Below are 18,099 nucleotides of genomic sequence, written 5' to 3'. Positions count from 1 at the left end.
TTAAATATTAAATTTTCCATAAAAAAACAGCTACTTGCTATTTTTTTAAGCATAGTAACTGTTTCATTATAATATTCATTTTTATTTTTGTACAAAAAATTTAAGAGAAATCATTTCTATCTTCTAAATAATGCTCAACAAACGTTTCAACAATCATTAATACAATTAATACAATCAATGTCCCGTAATTAACATAGTTATTATGGAGTAAGATGTCGATTCCAAAATTTAAATTAAAATGATTTTCTACTACACTAAAACCCAAACGCAAAATATTATATAGTCCAAGTACCGTAATCAAAAAGCCAATTATATAAGACAATGTTTTCATGTGTACTAACCCCTTTTGTATCATTTTAACTATATGCTAAATCAATCCATTTAACTATCACTTATATTTATCTTAAATTTTCCTTAAATTATTAAAGCAATAATAGTTAAATATTAAAAAGTTTTATAAGATAAATAATGAGGTGTTCGCAATGAATGGGAATGTGCTTATTATTGAAGACGATAAAGATATTAGTGAATTGATGAAATTATCACTAACTACAAAAGGCATAGATACAGTTCAATCTGTATTTAATATTGAGGAAGCTAAAAATGAATTACTGAATCATCATTATCAAGTGATTCTTCTAGACTTAAATTTAAAATCAGAAGATGGCTATCAACTCTTAAAATATATAGATTTATCTAAAACTGCGGTTATTGTTGTCACTGCTAAAACAACACATATCGATGTCTATAAAGGCTTTGAAAATGGTGCTGTTGATTACATTAAAAAACCATTTGATCCAATGGAACTTTATTATAGAGTGTCTCTTCATTTAAATAAAAAATCTAATCCGATTTATACATACCACAATTTAAAAATTAACTTTAATAGTATGGAGGTTTATGTAAATAATGCGTTAGTTAATTTGACTAATCGTGAGTATCAATTACTAACTTATCTCATCAACAATAAAAACCGAGTGCTTACTAAAGATCAACTGTACACGAAAGTTTGGGGGTATGATACGGGTGTTGATGACAATACATTAATGGTTCACATACGTACATTACGTAAGAAAATTGAAACAAACCCTAATGAACCAAAGATGATTAAAACTGTCCGTGGCAAAGGCTACATGTTTAAGGAAGATGCTCATGAATAAACGATTCACTTTAAAATTTTTAAAATATATTACTGTATTTTTTATTGTTAATTTTATTTTTTCTCTAATTTTTATTGGATTAATGACATTCAATCTCGTAACTAACCTATACACGACTTTAAGTGAAGTTGGTCCTGAATATTTTGATTCAACGAATATGAGTCACACTCCAAGTGAACGATTAAAAAATTTAGCTAAAAGAGAAAATGCGGAATTGTATTTCACAAAAAAGAATGGGGATATTCTTTATCCAAATCGTTTAAAAGGACAAAATATTAAACATAAAGTCCTTGATAATATTTATAATACAAACACAATTTATACTCAGCATAACACTTATTTTATTTACATTTATCGTGAGCAAGTTAAATCTCCAAACATCACGAATGATAGCCAAATAAAGACGTCTCAATTATTAGATAGTTTATCAATTCAAGATTTTAACCGATACATTTTTAATATTGATAATGGCAAACTTTCGTTCGTAAAAAATTCTAACTTTAGAGATTACGAGAACTCTTATGATTTAGGTTATAATTTCCATGATGCAAATAAAAATTTTCTAAAAATAACACTTGGATTTATTATATTTAACATCGTTTTAGTTGCGATTACAGCTTTCTTAATCTCTAAACGTTTAACAAAACCATTGGCCTATTATATTGATTGGATAGGTAATTTATCTGAAGGAAAATTATATCAACCTACATCTAACCAAAAACGAAAGCGTAAGAGAAAAAAATCAAAACGTAAAACGTATCCTGAATTAGACCATTCGTTGACCCATTTAAATCAACAAATGTTGTCAGATAAGTTTTATCACAACCAGATTAATTACTATAAATCGAAATGGATCAGCCAAATTTCTCATGATTTGAAATCACCGCTAACAACGATTTATGGCTATTCGAAATTAATACAAACCGATGAAACATCACAACCTTATGTACAACTTATTTCTGAAAAAGCTTCTTTCATGAGCGACTTAATCGATAGTTTGAATCAATCGTTTGATTTAGAAACACAACAAATGAAACAAGATAAAGAAAACTTCCCAATTAAAGCAACTGTGGAACGAATCATTTCTATCATAGGATATCAGTCTATCTCCTTATCATTTAATTTCGATGAAGATGCACAGTTTTATGGAAATAAATTATATTTTGAACGTTTACTCATTAATTTAATTAATAATAGTATTGAACATAATGATAAACATCCAAATATAACAATTCGCTTTACTCGAGAAAATAATACAGTCATTTTCGACTATATTGATGATGGTCAAGGTTTGCCACAAACGAATATTAATGATCTTATTAATCAGTCTTATACTTCTAAAAAGGATCGCGCTCATCATGGTATGGGATTGACCATTATTCAAGATGCCGTTCATTTTCATGATGGAAGTATTGAGGTGTGCCCGACTGCTATTGGTGTATATTTCCATATCTCACTTATTGATAAAACTTAATGACATACTAAAAGTCAGTTTCCGCTATATTTTCTAATCGGAAACTGACTTTTCATTTTCAAAAAATTATTTATCGTCTTCGTCATCTTCTTGGATATCGTTATTACGCGCAATAAGTTGATGACGTGCATTAAAGAATTGGTTATAGCTTAGATATGTTGCAATTAAAGCAGACATAATCGTTGCTGTAGTATGAATGAACACGACTAGTAACTGAAATTTAATCGCTTGTAATGGCGGCACCCCACCGATGATTAATCCTGTCATCATACCTGGAATAGAGACTAAGCCGTATGTTTTCACTGAATCTATAGTTGGTACAATTGCTAAACGAACACTTTCTCTAATAGCATCCTTAGACGCTAACTTAGGAGAAGCAGCGAGTGTTAACTTTGATTCAATATCGGCAATATCTTTTACGAAAGCGCGATCTAAATTCTGGTACGCTAAATTAATCGCAATTAAACCATTGTTTGCGAGCATACCACCAATTGGAATCACTTCATTTGCTTTGAAGTCAATCGCTCCAGCTAAGACGGTTGCTGCTAAAGGTAACGCCGTTCCTACAAAAATCGCCACGAAAGAAATAATAAACACGTGGTGCATCACTGGTGACGCACGATTTATTGTATTCCACGAAGCATTAATAATAATGATTAACACTGCTAATATTAAAATCCATGCTTCATCAATTTTGAAAATATAATTTAATATAAATCCTAATATCAGTAATTGAATAACTGCACGAAGAGAGGCAACTACCAAGTCTTTAATAATATGTAAACCTTCTTTGTAGGAAATGATTATTGGAATTAATAACAGTAAGGCAGTTAAACAGAGGGCTGTATTACTCATTATGACGTAAGTCCTCCTCTTTGGTTATTTCACCATCAGTAATGGTAATTCTTTTTTGAAAATGACGCATACTTTGATCATCACTATGTGTAATCCATAAAATCGCTACACCTTCATCAGCAAGTTGAAAAATCATTTTTTCAATTTTTGATTTATTTTGTGTATCTAAGGCACTTGTAGATTCATCAAGTAATAGTATTTCGGGTTTGTACATCAATTGGCGTGCAATCGTGATTCTTTGTCGTTCCCCACCTGACAAATGTTCAATTTTTGAATTTAAAGAATAGTCTCCTAAATTTACCATTTCTAATAATTTTTCAGCTTTTTCTTTATCAAATTTATCGTCATGTGCCATTGCCGGAAATGCCATATTATCTTCGATTGTTTCTCCAAATAATTCACTTTGTTGCATAAGGTAACTAATTTGTGAACGTAATGTTTCTGGTTCGTAATCACTATACGGTTTCCCTTTAAAATAAAGCTCCCCTTTTGTAGGACTAATTAAATTATTAATTTGTTTTAGGAAAGTACTTTTCCCACTACCTGAAGGGCCTACTATAGCAATCGTTTCACCTTTATCGAATTGAAAGTTAATATTTTTTAAAATGTCTCGTCGAGATGCTTTATAACTTAGATTTTTAATTTCTAACAACATCGGTCTCTGACCTCCTCATTCCTATCCTACTACTATTTATTAAATAATTAAATTTAATTTTTCTAAACTTTAATTTAAACATCAATGTAAATGTCTCGCTATAAAACAAAAAAGTAAGACGATCAACACACTAACGTCTGAATCACGTCTTACTTCCATATACCCCATTATTTACCTAAAATAAAAGGAATAATAATAGATATAAAAGATATAAAATTATTCGCCATATGTAACGTTATAGTTGTTGCTAGATTTCGCCCACTAAAATGATAGGCAACCACAAATCCAATAGCCATAATGATGTAGGGACCTATTTCAAATGGTGACGTTGCATGTATGACGTGTAAACCAGCAAAAACCAAAATGGAAACGACATACATCGCACCATAAGTTAATTTCTTACCTAGTTCATGAATAATTAAATGTCTAAATAATAGTTCTTCCACAATTGGCGTAATGATAACGATATCTAAAAATAGAATTGGCCATAACCATTTGATAGTAAATAATTGTTCAATTGTTTTGTTGTTAACAGTATCATCAAATTGATATTTTTCAGGCAATAATTCAATAAACCAGCCATAAACGCCTAGTAATAAATACATCACTACAAATACTATAATTATTAAGATTATATGTTTCTTTAAATCTTTAAAACGTTGCATAGCTATGGGGATAATTGTTTTTTTATGCATTAAATAAAATAATAACAATATTAAGCATTGACCAATGAGGGTGTAAATTTGTCCCCAAGACATTAAACTGCGCTCAAATTGATTTTCAGGCATGGGCCCGAATAAATAAGTGAGCGTTCTCATAGTCATTGATAACAACATAATAATTAACACCATATTAAACCCTGCATAAGCAGGAATAAGCCAGAAATCTCTTTTCACTATACGTTTAGAGGCAAATTCATTTCTTATTGGTGGTTGTTCATTAGTTTGTTGCGAATCATTATATTCCGAAGTCATATGTCTCTCCTTATCTTCTGATTCTCATAAATAAGTGATATTACTTTTCAAAAATTAAAAAAACCTCTCAATCATTGTAATAATAAATATGACCAATTGTACAGAGCTATGATATAAGAAGGAAGCTGCTAAGTTCTTATCACTTCTCAAATAAACAATGATGGCACCGAGAGAGAGTATCATGTATGGTAGGATTTCTAGCCAAGATATTAAATCGTAGACATGTGCCAATACTTCTATAACTAAGCTAAGCCCTATCATAAAGGTTAAACTAAAACGTTTACTTAATTCATGGATAATCAGATGTCTGAAGATTAATTCTTCAATTAATGGTCTGAAAATAACCATTGTAATAAAGGTAAAGATAATCGCACTAGGATGATTGAATAATCATTCTAACCGAATTTGAGCTTGTGTTTTATCATAACTTAATGGCGATGGAAGCATTGAAACCCCGAAATTAACACTATAATAAGCTAATAAAACAAAGCTCGTCGTAGCAATAACCATACCTAAATGTTGTTTAGCGAAATGAAATTGACGTCGCGCAACATCTACAATATAAAACTTATGCAAGGCAAAAAACGCTACAATCACTATAAACTGAGCAATGACAAAACTAATACTCAACGTCAAATTATAAAAATATAACGGGGGTGGATCTTGCGTAATCATCGCCGTTACACCTAATACACCGAACACAATAATAATTGGCATCAGTATTTGAAAAAATAAAAAGATAGGAACGAGTAGGAAATCTTTTTTAACTATTTCATTACTCCCCCATCGATTTCTAGGAACTACATATTTAATAACTTCTTTCTCTTTCTTCATGTGTCACCTCAAACCTACAACACTTATAGTTTACTATTTTAAAATAACCTTATCATAAGACCAATTGATTTTTATTAAATTTGTTTTTTCAATTTTTTATAAAAATTTAAAAACTATAATTGTAAAAAATATTAATTGTTATATCATTAAGGGTATAAAAGGCCAAAGGGGAGGAATTATAAATGACAGAATTGCTTACTACGATGCAATTTATCGTTAATGCTATGATCTTTATTATAGTTATTGGCGCGTTAGGACTTTTATTAGTTTTATTATTTAAAGACCGAGCACAATCGCAACATAGTGTATTACGTAACTATCCTGTGCTAGGAAGAGTGCGTTATTTTGCTGAAAAAATCGGCCCAGAATTACGTCAGTATTTATTTGCGAACGATACCGAAGGGAAACCATTTTCAAGAAGTGAATACACAAATATAGTATTATCAGGGAAATATAATTCACGTATGTCAAGTTTCGGGACACTAAGAGAATATAAAGAAGGATTTTACATACGCAATACGATGTTTCCATTACAAACGACGGAATTACAAGTAGATAATCGTACAATGATTTCTACATTTCTCTATTCTGTAGATAGTCAAAGATTGTTTAAACGTGATGAACATCGTGAGCAAAAAGACATTGATCCATTCTATTTATCGGATGAAAATGCGATCGTCTTGGGAGAAGAGCTTGCTCATCCATTTAGAATCAAACGTCTTGTAGGTCAATCAGCGATGAGTTATGGTGCGTTAGGTTCACATGCGATTACAGCCTTATCGAAAGGGTTAGCACGTGCAGGGACTTGGATGAATACAGGTGAAGGTGGTTTGTCAGATTTCCATCTTAAAGGCGGCGGCGATATCATCTTCCAAATTGGACCAGGCTTATTCGGTGTTCGTGATAAAGAAAGTCATTTCAGTGAAGATTTGTTTAAAGAATTAAATCAACACAAAGAAATTAAAGCTTATGAACTTAAACTTGCTCAAGGGGCTAAAACACGTGGTGGCCACATGGAAGGTAATAAGGTAACGGAAGAAATCGCTAAAATTCGAAACGTGGAACCTCATAAAACCATTAACTCACCTAACCGCTTCGATTTTATTAATTCACCAGAAGAACTATTGCAATTTGTAGATAAAATTCGTAGCATCAGTCAAAAACCTGTTGGCTTTAAAATTGTAGTCAGCAAAGTAGAGGAAGTCGAAAAGTTAGTACAAGCTATGGTAAAACTTGATATTTATCCAAGTTTTATTACGATCGACGGTGGTGAAGGTGGTACAGGGGCCACTTTCCAAGAACTTCAAGATGGTGTAGGTTTACCTTTATTCACGGCCTTACCTATCGTTTCAGGCATGCTAGAACGCTATCACGTACGTGATAAAATGAAAATCTTTGCTTCAGGTAAATTAATCACACCTGATAAAATTGCTATCGCGTTAGGTTTAGGTGCTGACCTAGTTAACGTCGCACGTGGGATGATGATTAGTGTTGGATGTATTATGAGTCAACAATGTCACTTAAATACGTGTCCAGTTGGCGTAGCAACGACTGACCCTAAAAAAGAGAAAGCGCTAATTATTGATGAAAAGCAATACCGTGTGACAAACTATGTAACAAGTTTACATGAAGGTTTATTCAATATCGCAGCTGCAGTCGGTGTTAAAAGTCCGAACGAAATTACAAAAGACCATATCGTGATTAAGCGAGACGATGGCACACTCCAAGAAATCGCAAACTATAAATTGAAGCTAATAAGTTAAAGTATATTAAGCTAGGTTATTTACGACGGTAACCTAGCTTAATTTATATTTATTTTCCAATCCCGAGTAATCCAGTTTGATTTATCCTCCATCTTTAGTATAATATATACAAACATAATTATCTGAATATTCAATTAATTGGAGGTCCTCACTATGTCAGAACAACGCCCAAATTGGAAAATTGAAACTCAAACGATTCACGCCGGTCAAGTCATCGATGAATTCTCTAAATCACGTGCAGTGCCGATTTATCAAACATCAAGCTATGTCTTTGATAACACGCAACACGCTCATGATTTATTCTCCCTCGCCCAACCAGGAAACATCTACACACGTATTATGAACCCTACGCAAAATGTCTTTGAAGAACGCGTGGCTCAGTTAGAAGGTGGCGTAGGTGCACTCGCAACGTCTTCAGGACAAGCAGCCATCACACTTGCCTTACTCAATATTGTTGAAACTGGCTCAGAAATCGTTGCCTCTTCAAATCTTTACGGAGGTTCATTCAACTTATTAAATATTACTTTTAGAAAATTAGGCATCAAAGTCCATTTTGTCGATCCAAGTAACCCTGATCATTTTAAAAAAGCGATTAACGATAAAACACGTGCGATTTATGCAGAAACAATTGGTAATCCTGCCATTGATGTACTAGATATTGAAGCTGTCGCAAATATTGCTCACGATAACGGTATGCCATTAGTCATAGATAATACATTTGCCTCTCCTTACTTGTGTCGTCCATTTGAACATGGCGCTGATGTCGTCATTCACTCTGCCACTAAATTTATTGGCGGTCACGGCACTTCTATCGGTGGCATCATCGTAGACAGCGGTAAATTCAATTGGGATAACGGCAAATTCCCTGGTTTAGTTGAGCCTGATCCTAGTTATCACGGTATTTCTTATACGAAAGATGTGGGCGAAGCTGCTTATATCACGAAAGCCCGTGTTCAATTATTACGTGACTTAGGTTCAGCCGTTTCTCCTTACAATGTGCATGAATTCTTAATCGGTCTTGAAACACTTCATTTACGTATGGAACGTCACTCTGAAAATGCTTTAAAAGTAGCACGCTTCCTTGATCAACACCCTAAAGTGACATGGGTTAATTATCCAGGACTTGAAAACAGTAAATATCATCAACTCGCAAATAAATACTTGCCTAAAGGACAAGGTGCTATTCTTACATTTGGTGTGGATGGTTCAATTGACGATATCGCCCACTTTGTTGACGAATTACAATTATTCTCATTACTTGCGAACGTTGGTGATTCGAAATCATTAGTCATTCATCCAGCAAGTACAACACATCAACAATTAACTGAAGAAGAACAACGTCAATCCGGCGTCCTTCCAGAAATGGTACGTCTATCTATTGGTACTGAAAATGCAGAAGACATTATCAACGACTTAGATGCCGCACTAAACAGTATTTAACAATAAACAAGAGTGGACAAAAACGTCCACTCCTTTTCTCTTTCTAGTCATCCGTCATATTCGATTTTTGTTTAAATCCTAAATGTTTTAAATAACGTACAGACCCTTCCATATTCACTTTTTTACCTTTTTTAGATAATGTAGCGTACGGAAGTTGTTTTCCTATTTCTTTAAGGTCCGCTTTTTTGTAGTCGATCTCAACAGTTTCCACCCATTTTTCGTGGTTATTTTCTAATTTATAAGAGACACCTTTATAATCTTTCAGTAAACGATTATCATCAAATGCTTTTTTACCTTCTTCTTTCGACATACCCAAATCATTATATTTTAAAGTGCTAATTGTGTTTTGTTTTAATACTTTATTCTTCTTATAAGTCAAAGTTGTGATGACATGTTTACCATCAACATCACCTTCATATGTTTTTGAGCGCTCTTTACTACAAGCACTTAACATGCTTACACATAATACAATAATACCCACTAACGTTAAGAACTTCTTCATGATATGCCTCTACTTCCCTTTTATTCATTTTCACAATAAATTATAGCACTTACTTATTGATGATGTGAGTTTTTTCAAATCTTTTTATATTTGAAACCATTATTTTTTCAGAAAATTAAGTTTAATCATGCTACAATGATTGTAACTATATATTAGGGGGTCACGTACATATGAAAGAGTCAATTGAATTACTTAAGTCATTGACTGACGTAAATGGTATTGCGGGGTACGAACGTAAAGTTAAAGAAACAATGCGTCATTATTTAGAACCCGTGAGTGATGAAATTATCGAAGACGGTTTGGGTGGCATTTTCGGAAAAAAAGAAAGTAAAACAGGTACTAAATCGTTAATGGTGTCAGGACACTTAGACGAAATTGGCTTCATCGTGACAAGCATTGATAATAATGGGTTCATCAAATTCCAACCGATTGGTGGCTGGTGGAATCAAGTGATGTTGTCACAAAAAGTAACGATCACGACAGATGATGGCAAAGAGATTCGCGGTATTATTGGTTCTAAACCGCCTCATGTTCTTACACCAGAAGCACGTAAAAAGCCAATCGATATTAAAGAGATGTTTATTGATATCGGTGTGCGTAGTAAAGAAGATGCTGAACAACATGGCGTCGAAGTTGGCAATATGATTACGCCATATAGTGAGTTCGAGCAACTTGCGAATGGTAAATATTTAACTGCTAAAGCCTTCGACAACCGTTATGGTTGTGCGCTTGCTATCGATGTTCTTAAAAATCTGAAAGATGAACAAATTGGTATCGACCTTTATTCTGGTGCAACAGTACAAGAAGAAGTCGGTTTACGTGGTGCTAAAGTGGCTGCTAATAAAATTAAACCAGACTTAGCTATCGCAGTAGACGTGGCTGTGGCATATGACACGCCAGGCATGTCTAATTTAGGTAATGAAACAGCTATCGGTAATGGCCCTGTGGTTATATTAATGGACGCTTCAAATGTGGCGCATCAAGGCTTACGTCAACACATTAAAGAAGTGGCAAAGAAACATTATATTACAGTTCAATGGGATACAACACCAGGCGGTGGTACAGACGCAGGTAGTATTCACGTTGCAAATGAAGGTATACCTACGATTTCTATTGGTGTGGCATTACGTTACATGCATTCAAATGTGTCAGTGTTGCATACAGATGACTATGAAAATTCAGTACGACTTGTAACTGAAATCGTCCGCTCACTTAACGATGATGCTTATAACAAAATAAAATGGTAACTTACTAGTTAAAATATTATAAAGTTGATAGTTTAAGAGATATTATTGAAATATTGCATTATTACACTCGAGTATGATATGCTTTATTTAACGAAGATTAACGTCATATGACGTCACCAAACCCCAGTCTATGGCAGTAGACTGGGGTTTTTCAAATGGTGTACTGGTATTAGTCGCCTTTTCGTTTCTTATATTGTTCAAACCAATAATCGAACAATATATTGAGCCACCGATTAAGTAACGGGGCTATTACTAATACGAAGATTAACGTCATAAACTCCACCTCCCTTAAACGAATTACCGTCTAAGGAAAGACGACAGCTATATTATATCATTTTTATAAAATAAATAACGAATTAAAGGTCGTTCTAAACTAATAGAACGACCTTTTTAAATACCACGATTCATTTTTATTCTACTGTATTTTTCCAACTGTCATCGCTTAGCATTTCGCCAGGCCAAGTGTATGCCATCACGCCACCATCAATACGGATTGTTTCTCCAGTAATGAATGAACTATCGTCTGATGCTAAGAAGGCTACAAGTTTGCCTACTTCTTCTGGTTTACCTAAACGACCTAGTGGTGTTACCCATTTTTGATTTTCACGGAATGTTTTACCCGCTTCATCTTCAGACGTGCCTGCTAAGTTATCTACTAATGGGGTTTCAATTGTACCAGGTGCAATCGAATTAGCACGAATGTTCTCACGGCCATATTCAATCGCGATAGATTTCGTAAAGTTAATCACCGCACCTTTTGCAGCATTATATCCTGAACGATATAGGTCAGCTGCTTGTCCTGAGAATGAAGACGTATTAATAATAGAACCGCCATTATCCATCATTAGTGGAAGTAAGAATTTCGTTACTAAGAACGTACCTCTCATATCTACGTTCATAATGTTATCAAACACTTCCACTGGATACTCATGAATACGACCTGCACTGTGATCCACACCTGCGTTATTAAAGATGACATCAATACATCCATATTCTTCTTTCGCTTTCTTCGCGAAATCTTGAACTTGTTGATCATCTGAAATATCTACTTTATAAGCCGTCACTTTACCACCATTTTGTTTAATCTCTTCGACAGTCTTCTCTAATTCATCAGAAATGTCTAACGCTAAGACATGCGCACCTTCTTCAGCTAATGCTTTCGCAGACGCTTGCCCAATACCAGTGCTGGCCCCTGTAATCACTGCGATTTTATTCTCTAAACGTTTCATAACTGTTCACGCTCCCAAATTGATTTCTACTCAACTTATTATTTTATTCTTCATTCTTTTTCCACAAAATGAAGCACCTCAAACGCGAGCGTACAAATGATAGCGCTTAACAAAAAAGATTTTAAACCTAATATCCAAAATTTCTAAATTTAAATAACTTATTCAAGTAATAAATAATTCTTATATTTAAATTTCTGAATATTGCTATATTTTAAAAATTAGTTTGTTATACTTTACGTTATCTAACAAAGGGGGCCATTTCATGAATGCAAATACAAAAGATAAACCATCTTTACTTACAAAGTTTTTAAATGGCGTTGAAAAAGTGGGTAATAAATTACCCGATCCAGCAGTACTCTTCTTTCTCATGTGTGTCGGTTTAGCCATCATCACGTGGATTGTCTCTTTATTTAATATTTCAGTTAAACATCCAGGTACCGGTAAGGTGATTCATGCCAAAAGTATTATTAGTACAGACGGTATTGCGATGATTATGAATGATGCAATTAAGAATTTCTCTGAATTCCCGGCACTTGGCTTGGTGCTTGCTGTAATGATTGGTGTCGGTGCCGCTGAAAAGACAGGTTACTTTGACAAGTTAATGATCTCAGTCGTGAATAAAGCCTCTAATAAATTGATCTTACCTACGATTATTTTAATTGGTATCTTAGGGAGTTTAGCGGGAGACGCAGCCACAGTGATTTTACCACCACTTGCTGCTATGCTTTTCATTAAGATTGGTTACCACCCTATTGCCGGTTTAACAATGGCTTACGCTGCTGCAGTTGGAGGATTTGGTGCCAATCTGTTAATTGGTATGCAAGATGCACTTGTTTATGCCTTTACTGAACCTGCTACAAAAATAGTCTCAGATAACGTTAAAATTAATGTCGCAATGAACTGGTACTTTATCGCAGCCAGTGTATTCTTAGTACTACCAGTGATTTACTTCGTAACAACTAAAATTGTCATTCCCCATTTAGGAAAGTATGATGAAAGTCAATCTGACCTAGATGAAGATGAGGAAACATCATCTAAAGTAACACCTACTGAGAAAAAAGCACTGTTATGGGCAAACATTTCATTTATTGTCTTGATTATTGCGCTCATTATTTGTTGTATTCCTGAATCAAGTTGGCTTCGTAATGCGAAGACAGGTAGCTTAATAGACGATTCACCATTAATTAATGGGGTCGGTTTAGTTATCTTAGTCCTCTTCTTAATTCCTGGGATTATTTACGGAGTTAAGAGTAAACAAGTTAAAAGCACAAAAGACTTAGGCACTATGATTGCAGACTCATTAGGTTCAATGGGCTCATTCATTTTAATCGTCTTCTTTGCGGCTCAATTACTTGCCTTTCTACAATGGAGTAACTTAGGAATTATTGTCGCAGTATATGGCGCCAAACTATTACAACATCAAAATGGTATCGTTCTTATTATCGGTATCATCCTCTTAAGTAGTTTAGTCAATATGTTGATTGGTAGTGCGTCAGCTAAATGGGGTATCCTCGCACCTATATTTGTGCCAATGATGATTTTAGTTGGCTTCCATCCTGCTTTTACACAAATGATTTATCGTGTAGGTGATTCAGTTACTAACCCTATTACGCCAATGATGCCTTATATGCCATTATTGCTTTCTTATGCGCAAAAGTATGATAAAAATATGAAACTTGGTTCACTCCTTTCAAGTCTCATGCCATACACCATTGCTTTAAGTATCGCTTGGACTATATTTGTAATCATCTGGTACTTAATTGGCATTCCACTCGGACCAGGTGGCCCTGTTAAAATACCTAAATAATTAGAAATAAGAGTAGAAAAGAAATCGTTTTCAAATTAATTGATTTCTTTTCTACTTTTTTCTTATTAATACGCTAAGATTTGCTCTTGCTCCCTTTTTCAATCCACAATATTACGGTAAAATAAAAATATAAATAAGTAATAAAATTCAACACATATTCTAGTCATTGAGGAGGACATGATGGAAGAACGTATAGGTTTAATAGATATTGGATCAAATACCATCAGATTAGTAATATTTAAATTCGATAAACAAACAGGTCTTAGTGAATTACTTAATATTAAAACCCCTGCCCGCTTGAGCCAATATCTCACTAAAGAAAATAAGATGAGTAAAGAAGGCATACATGTCTTAATCGATGCATTACACAGCTTCAAAACGGTTTCGGATAAATTCAATGTTACAGAATTACATCCCATTGCCACAGCTGCGATTCGTCAATCAAAGAATAACGATGAAATCGCTAAAGCCGTAAAAAAAGAAGTCGGGCTCGATATTCAAATCATACCTGAAAAAGATGAAGCGTATTATGGTTTCTATGCAATTACACATACCACTGAAATAGAAAATGGTGTATCTGTAGATATCGGGGGCGGTTCCACAGAAGTTACACTATTTAAAGATAAAGAATTGTTTGAATCGCATAGTTTCCCATTCGGTGTTGTGACATTAAAACGCAAATTCTTCGAAGACAAAGATCATAACGATAAAAGTGCGATTAAGGATATGGAGAAGTTTTTATCACAACAATTTGATACGTTAGATTGGTTAAAGGATCAAGAAGTAGCGCTAGTTGGTGTAGGCGGTTCTGCTCGAAACGTAGCTCGTATCCATCAAGCTGAACATTCCTATCCTATTGGTGGCGTTCATAACTATACAATGACAAATAAAGATATTGATGAAGTTTATGATATTATCCGTAAAAGTTCACGTGATGATTTAACCAATTTAGATGGGTTAAGTCGCGACCGAGTAGACATTATTTTACCAGCGGTGTCTGTTTTTAAAGCACTTTATAAAAAAGTAGACGCAACACAATTTACATTTTCAAGAAATGGTTTACGCGAAGGCTATGTCATTAAACAAATTCGTGAAAGTTATCCAGATGTATTCGATAAAAGTAATGTGCGAAAAGAGTCAATCCATTTTTTAGCACGTGAATATCATATTGAGGATGTGAGTTCACAAGCCCGCTTAAAATTAGCTAAATCTTTATTATCTCAACTTATTGAGATGCGCGATTTAGATGTTAGCGATAATGATCAACGCTTATTTGAAGAAGGCGCTTATATCTATTATTTAGGTAGCTTTATTGATTCAGATTCAAGTTCGCCACATACTTACTATATTATTGCGAACTCAATGATTAATGGTTACACGCATAAAGACCGTGTAAAACTAGCATTACTCGCTAGTTTTAAAAATAAATCACTACTTAAGTTTTATTGCAAAGAAACAGAATGGTTTAATAATAAAGAAATCGATACGATTCAAGCATTGGGTGGCATTATTAAATTCATCAATGCACTCAATATTTCACATACAAGTTTCGTGGACGATGTGGAATTGAAGAAAAAGAAAAAAGGCGAAGATGATTATGAACTTACTGTTTATTACGCAGATGGTGAACCTATCGCTGAAGAGTATCAAGCTACAAGACAAAAAAAACATATAGAAAAGATACTAAAAGGGAAAGTTTCTATCATCTTTACAAAATCTTAAAGTTAATATGATATCTTATAATTAGGTCATTCTGCCATTGACTATAAAATCACTATAAATAAAGTATATTTGAGGAAATGACGAGGTGTATTTGGAATATGCAAACTCAATTGGGAGAAAATGATATCAGTTTACCACAATACTATAATAACCGCGAATTAAGTTGGTTGGATTTCAACTATCGCGTACTACAAGAATCATACGATAATAACAATCCACTACTCGAAAAATTAAATTTCGTGTCAATTTTTAGTTCGAACTTAGATGAATTCTTTATGGTTCGTGTCGCTGGTTTAAAAGACCAAGTTAAAATGGGATATGACAAACCTGAAAACAAAGCACAAATGACACCACAAGAACAAGTTGACGCCATCCAAGAAAAAGCTAAAAAATTCGTTGACAAACAATACGAACGCTACAATGAATTAATTGAGGAATTAAAAGATTACGACATCGTTATGTGCAAACCGGATGAACTATCTGACACATTAATAACTAAGTTAGAAAGAGATTTCAAATTAACCATCTTACCAACTTTAACGCCACTTGGCATTGATGCGTACCATCCTTTCCCAAAATTAAATAACAAAAGTTTAAATATCTTTGTTGATATTGATACTGAGGATGCAATTAATTCAGCTATTGTCCAAATTCCTTCACTCATTCCAAGATTCTTAACTTACAATGAAGGAGCTAAGCAATATGTAGTTATGGTTGAAGACGTAATTACATACTTCATTAACTACTTATTCACTGGATATGAAGTTCTAAATACATTTACATTCAGAATTACAAGAAACGCCGATTTAACGATTCATGAAGATGGTGCAGAAGATTTATTAATCGAAATCGAACGTTTCTTAAAAGAACGTAAAAGTGGTTCAGCCGTACGTTTAGAAGTAGATGGTCGTACAGCTAATCCAGATGATTTAGACTGGCTCATTGAAACACTTGAAGTGGATAAACAAGACGTTTATTTCTTAAATGGACCATTAGATTTAACATTTATCTTTGGTCTAGTTGGCCATTTATCTCATAAATTAAATTACTTAACTTATGAGAAATATACGCCACAAATTCCACGTTCTTTAGGTAATAACAACTTATATGACCTTGCATTAAAACGTGACATCTTCTTCCATCATCCATACGAATCTTTTGAACCTATCGTCGACTTCATTCGTGAAGCTGCTGATGATCCAAACACAGTAGCCATTAAACAAACGTTGTACCGTGTAAGTAAAGATTCACCGATTATTAACAGCTTAAAAGAAGCTGCTGAAAAAGGTAAACAAGTAACCGTACTTGTAGAATTAAAAGCACGTTTCGATGAAGAGAATAACGTTCATTGGGCACGTATGTTAGAAGATGCGGGATGTCACGTTATCTACGGTATGACGCATTTAAAAACACACAGTAAAATCGCCCTAGTGGTCAAACGTATCGGTGGCGAATTAACATCATTCGTACACTTAGGTACAGGTAACTATAATGATAAAACAGCGAAACTTTACACTGACATGGGTATCATCACAACAAATAAAGAAATTGCAGAAGATGCGATCAACTTCTTCAACTACTTAAGTGGCTACTCGGTTAAACCAGAATATAATAAATTAATCGTAGCGCCATTCGATATTCGTGACGTCTTCATTGATCGTATCGATAAAGAAATTAGTAGCCATCTTCAACATGGTAACGGTAAAATCATGATGAAGATGAACTCATTAACAGATAAAGCAATTATTGAAAAGTTATTCGAAGCATCACAAGCGGGTGTAAAAATCCAATTAATCATTCGTGGTATTTGTTGCTTAAAACCAGGTGTTCCTGGTATCAGTGAAAATATCGAAGTAGTAAGTATCGTAGGACGTTTATTAGAACATTCACGTATTTATTACTTCCATAACAATGGCGACGAACGTATTTACTTATCATCTGCAGACGTAATGACACGTAATATGATTAAGCGTGTGGAAATTCTATTCCCTGTAGAAGATAAAGAAATTGGTAAACGTTTAGTAGACTTTATGGATTTACAATTGTCTGATAACCAAAAAGGGCGTTATCAAGATCAAAATGGTGAGTACCACTATGTTCAAAACAATTTATCTCCATTAAACTCTCAAGTTTACTTAATGCAAGAAGCAATGAAGTACGGTCAGGAGCTAAAGAAACAAACTGCACAACCTTCAGGCATGCCCGTCGTTTCTAAACGTCGTGCTGGCTGGATGAACCGTATTCGTCATTCATTTAAAAAATAGTCTTTGTACTAGTAAAGGCAATGGTCCTTAATCGGGCCATTGCCTTTTTCATTTATCTTTATAGTTCTTCTACCATTAGCTACTACTCATTCTGTTGTGATGCTTGCCTAGGGTACAGTTTCAGCCAGAAATACCTCACAGATAAATCTGTGGGGATTTCTAAGGTCTTCAAC

General features: G+C 33.9%; 16 protein-coding genes. 8 read left to right on the top strand and 8 right to left on the bottom strand.

Annotated features, from left to right (window positions below; translation table 11 throughout):
- Nucleotides 1-100: 100 nt before the first annotated feature.
- Nucleotides 101-265: a hypothetical protein gene (locus MT340_RS02435; protein WP_243616807.1), complete on the bottom strand. Its 165-nt coding sequence runs from the start codon at nucleotides 263-265 to the stop codon at nucleotides 101-103.
- A gap of 217 nt (nucleotides 266-482) precedes the next feature.
- Between MT340_RS02435 and MT340_RS02430 the strand changes: the two genes are divergently transcribed.
- Complete coding sequence (locus MT340_RS02430; RefSeq protein ID WP_243588632.1) at nucleotides 483-1,160, top strand: response regulator transcription factor; 678 nt, start codon at nucleotides 483-485, stop codon at nucleotides 1,158-1,160.
- The gene (locus MT340_RS02425; protein WP_243603551.1) at nucleotides 1,153-2,634 is read left to right on the top strand and encodes a HAMP domain-containing sensor histidine kinase; all 1,482 of its coding nucleotides are present in this window, start codon (nucleotides 1,153-1,155) and stop codon (nucleotides 2,632-2,634) included. The genes MT340_RS02430 and MT340_RS02425 overlap by 8 nt, the downstream gene beginning before the upstream one ends.
- Nucleotides 2,635-2,700: 66 nt before the next feature.
- On the opposite strand, the gene MT340_RS02420 is transcribed toward MT340_RS02425, so the two are convergent.
- The 5 genes from MT340_RS02420 to MT340_RS02400 all read right to left on the bottom strand — a co-directional run bounded on the left by MT340_RS02420 (nucleotide 2,701) and on the right by MT340_RS02400 (nucleotide 5,952).
- Complete coding sequence (locus tag MT340_RS02420) at nucleotides 2,701-3,489, bottom strand: ABC transporter permease (protein ID WP_243588629.1); 789 nt, start codon at nucleotides 3,487-3,489, stop codon at nucleotides 2,701-2,703.
- Nucleotides 3,482-4,144, bottom strand: a complete 663-nt coding sequence (locus MT340_RS02415; RefSeq protein WP_243588628.1) for an ABC transporter ATP-binding protein — start codon at nucleotides 4,142-4,144, stop codon at nucleotides 3,482-3,484. The genes MT340_RS02420 and MT340_RS02415 overlap by 8 nt, the downstream gene beginning before the upstream one ends.
- A 167-nt stretch (nucleotides 4,145-4,311) precedes the next feature.
- The gene (locus MT340_RS02410) at nucleotides 4,312-5,118 is read right to left on the bottom strand and encodes a CPBP family intramembrane glutamic endopeptidase (protein WP_243603550.1); all 807 of its coding nucleotides are present in this window, start codon (nucleotides 5,116-5,118) and stop codon (nucleotides 4,312-4,314) included.
- A gap of 54 nt (nucleotides 5,119-5,172) precedes the next feature.
- Nucleotides 5,173-5,484: a CPBP family intramembrane glutamic endopeptidase gene (locus MT340_RS02405; protein ID WP_284120973.1), complete on the bottom strand. Its 312-nt coding sequence runs from the start codon at nucleotides 5,482-5,484 to the stop codon at nucleotides 5,173-5,175.
- Between the two features lie 24 nt (nucleotides 5,485-5,508).
- Complete coding sequence (locus tag MT340_RS02400; protein ID WP_243603548.1) at nucleotides 5,509-5,952, bottom strand: hypothetical protein; 444 nt, start codon at nucleotides 5,950-5,952, stop codon at nucleotides 5,509-5,511.
- Nucleotides 5,953-6,134: 182 nt separating this feature from the next.
- On the opposite strand from MT340_RS02400, the gene MT340_RS02395 reads away from it, so the two are divergent.
- Together MT340_RS02395 and MT340_RS02390 are read left to right on the top strand one after the other, a co-directional pair.
- Nucleotides 6,135-7,715: an FMN-binding glutamate synthase family protein gene (locus tag MT340_RS02395; RefSeq protein ID WP_243603547.1), complete on the top strand. Its 1,581-nt coding sequence runs from the start codon at nucleotides 6,135-6,137 to the stop codon at nucleotides 7,713-7,715.
- A gap of 153 nt (nucleotides 7,716-7,868) precedes the next feature.
- The gene (locus MT340_RS02390) at nucleotides 7,869-9,155 is read left to right on the top strand and encodes an O-acetylhomoserine aminocarboxypropyltransferase/cysteine synthase family protein (RefSeq protein ID WP_243603546.1); all 1,287 of its coding nucleotides are present in this window, start codon (nucleotides 7,869-7,871) and stop codon (nucleotides 9,153-9,155) included.
- 43 nt (nucleotides 9,156-9,198) lie between these two features.
- Here MT340_RS02390 and MT340_RS02385 read toward each other — a convergent pair whose 3' ends face one another.
- On the bottom strand, nucleotides 9,199-9,657 hold the full coding sequence (locus MT340_RS02385) for a YehR family lipoprotein (protein ID WP_243603545.1): 459 nt from the start codon (nucleotides 9,655-9,657) through the stop codon (nucleotides 9,199-9,201).
- Nucleotides 9,658-9,827: 170 nt separating this feature from the next.
- Here MT340_RS02385 and MT340_RS02380 point away from each other — a divergent pair, with 170 nt between their 5' ends.
- Nucleotides 9,828-10,904 (top strand): M42 family metallopeptidase, encoded by a 1,077-nt coding sequence (locus tag MT340_RS02380; RefSeq protein ID WP_243588621.1) that lies wholly within the window; start codon nucleotides 9,828-9,830, stop codon nucleotides 10,902-10,904.
- 410 nt (nucleotides 10,905-11,314) lie between these two features.
- Here MT340_RS02380 and MT340_RS02375 read toward each other — a convergent pair whose 3' ends face one another.
- On the bottom strand, nucleotides 11,315-12,133 hold the full coding sequence (locus MT340_RS02375) for an SDR family oxidoreductase (RefSeq protein ID WP_243588620.1): 819 nt from the start codon (nucleotides 12,131-12,133) through the stop codon (nucleotides 11,315-11,317).
- A gap of 262 nt (nucleotides 12,134-12,395) precedes the next feature.
- Between MT340_RS02375 and MT340_RS02370 the strand changes: the two genes are divergently transcribed.
- The 3 genes from MT340_RS02370 (at nucleotide 12,396) to MT340_RS02360 (ending at nucleotide 17,926) form a co-directional block, all read left to right on the top strand.
- Complete coding sequence (locus MT340_RS02370; RefSeq protein WP_243588619.1) at nucleotides 12,396-13,940, top strand: AbgT family transporter; 1,545 nt, start codon at nucleotides 12,396-12,398, stop codon at nucleotides 13,938-13,940.
- Nucleotides 13,941-14,120: 180 nt separating this feature from the next.
- Nucleotides 14,121-15,662 carry an exopolyphosphatase gene (gene ppx / locus MT340_RS02365; protein WP_243603544.1) on the top strand — a complete coding sequence of 514 codons (1,542 nt, stop codon included), beginning with the start codon at nucleotides 14,121-14,123 and terminating at the stop codon, nucleotides 15,660-15,662.
- A 98-nt stretch (nucleotides 15,663-15,760) separates the two neighbouring features.
- Complete coding sequence (locus tag MT340_RS02360; RefSeq protein WP_243603543.1) at nucleotides 15,761-17,926, top strand: RNA degradosome polyphosphate kinase; 2,166 nt, start codon at nucleotides 15,761-15,763, stop codon at nucleotides 17,924-17,926.
- Nucleotides 17,927-18,099: the final 173 nt, after the last annotated feature.

The organism is Staphylococcus sp. NRL 16/872, assembly GCF_022815905.2.
GTDB lineage: Bacteria > Bacillota > Bacilli > Staphylococcales > Staphylococcaceae > Staphylococcus.
The sequence above is the reverse complement of the archived record's forward strand: the minus strand, read 5'-3'. Positions and strand labels throughout refer to the sequence as shown.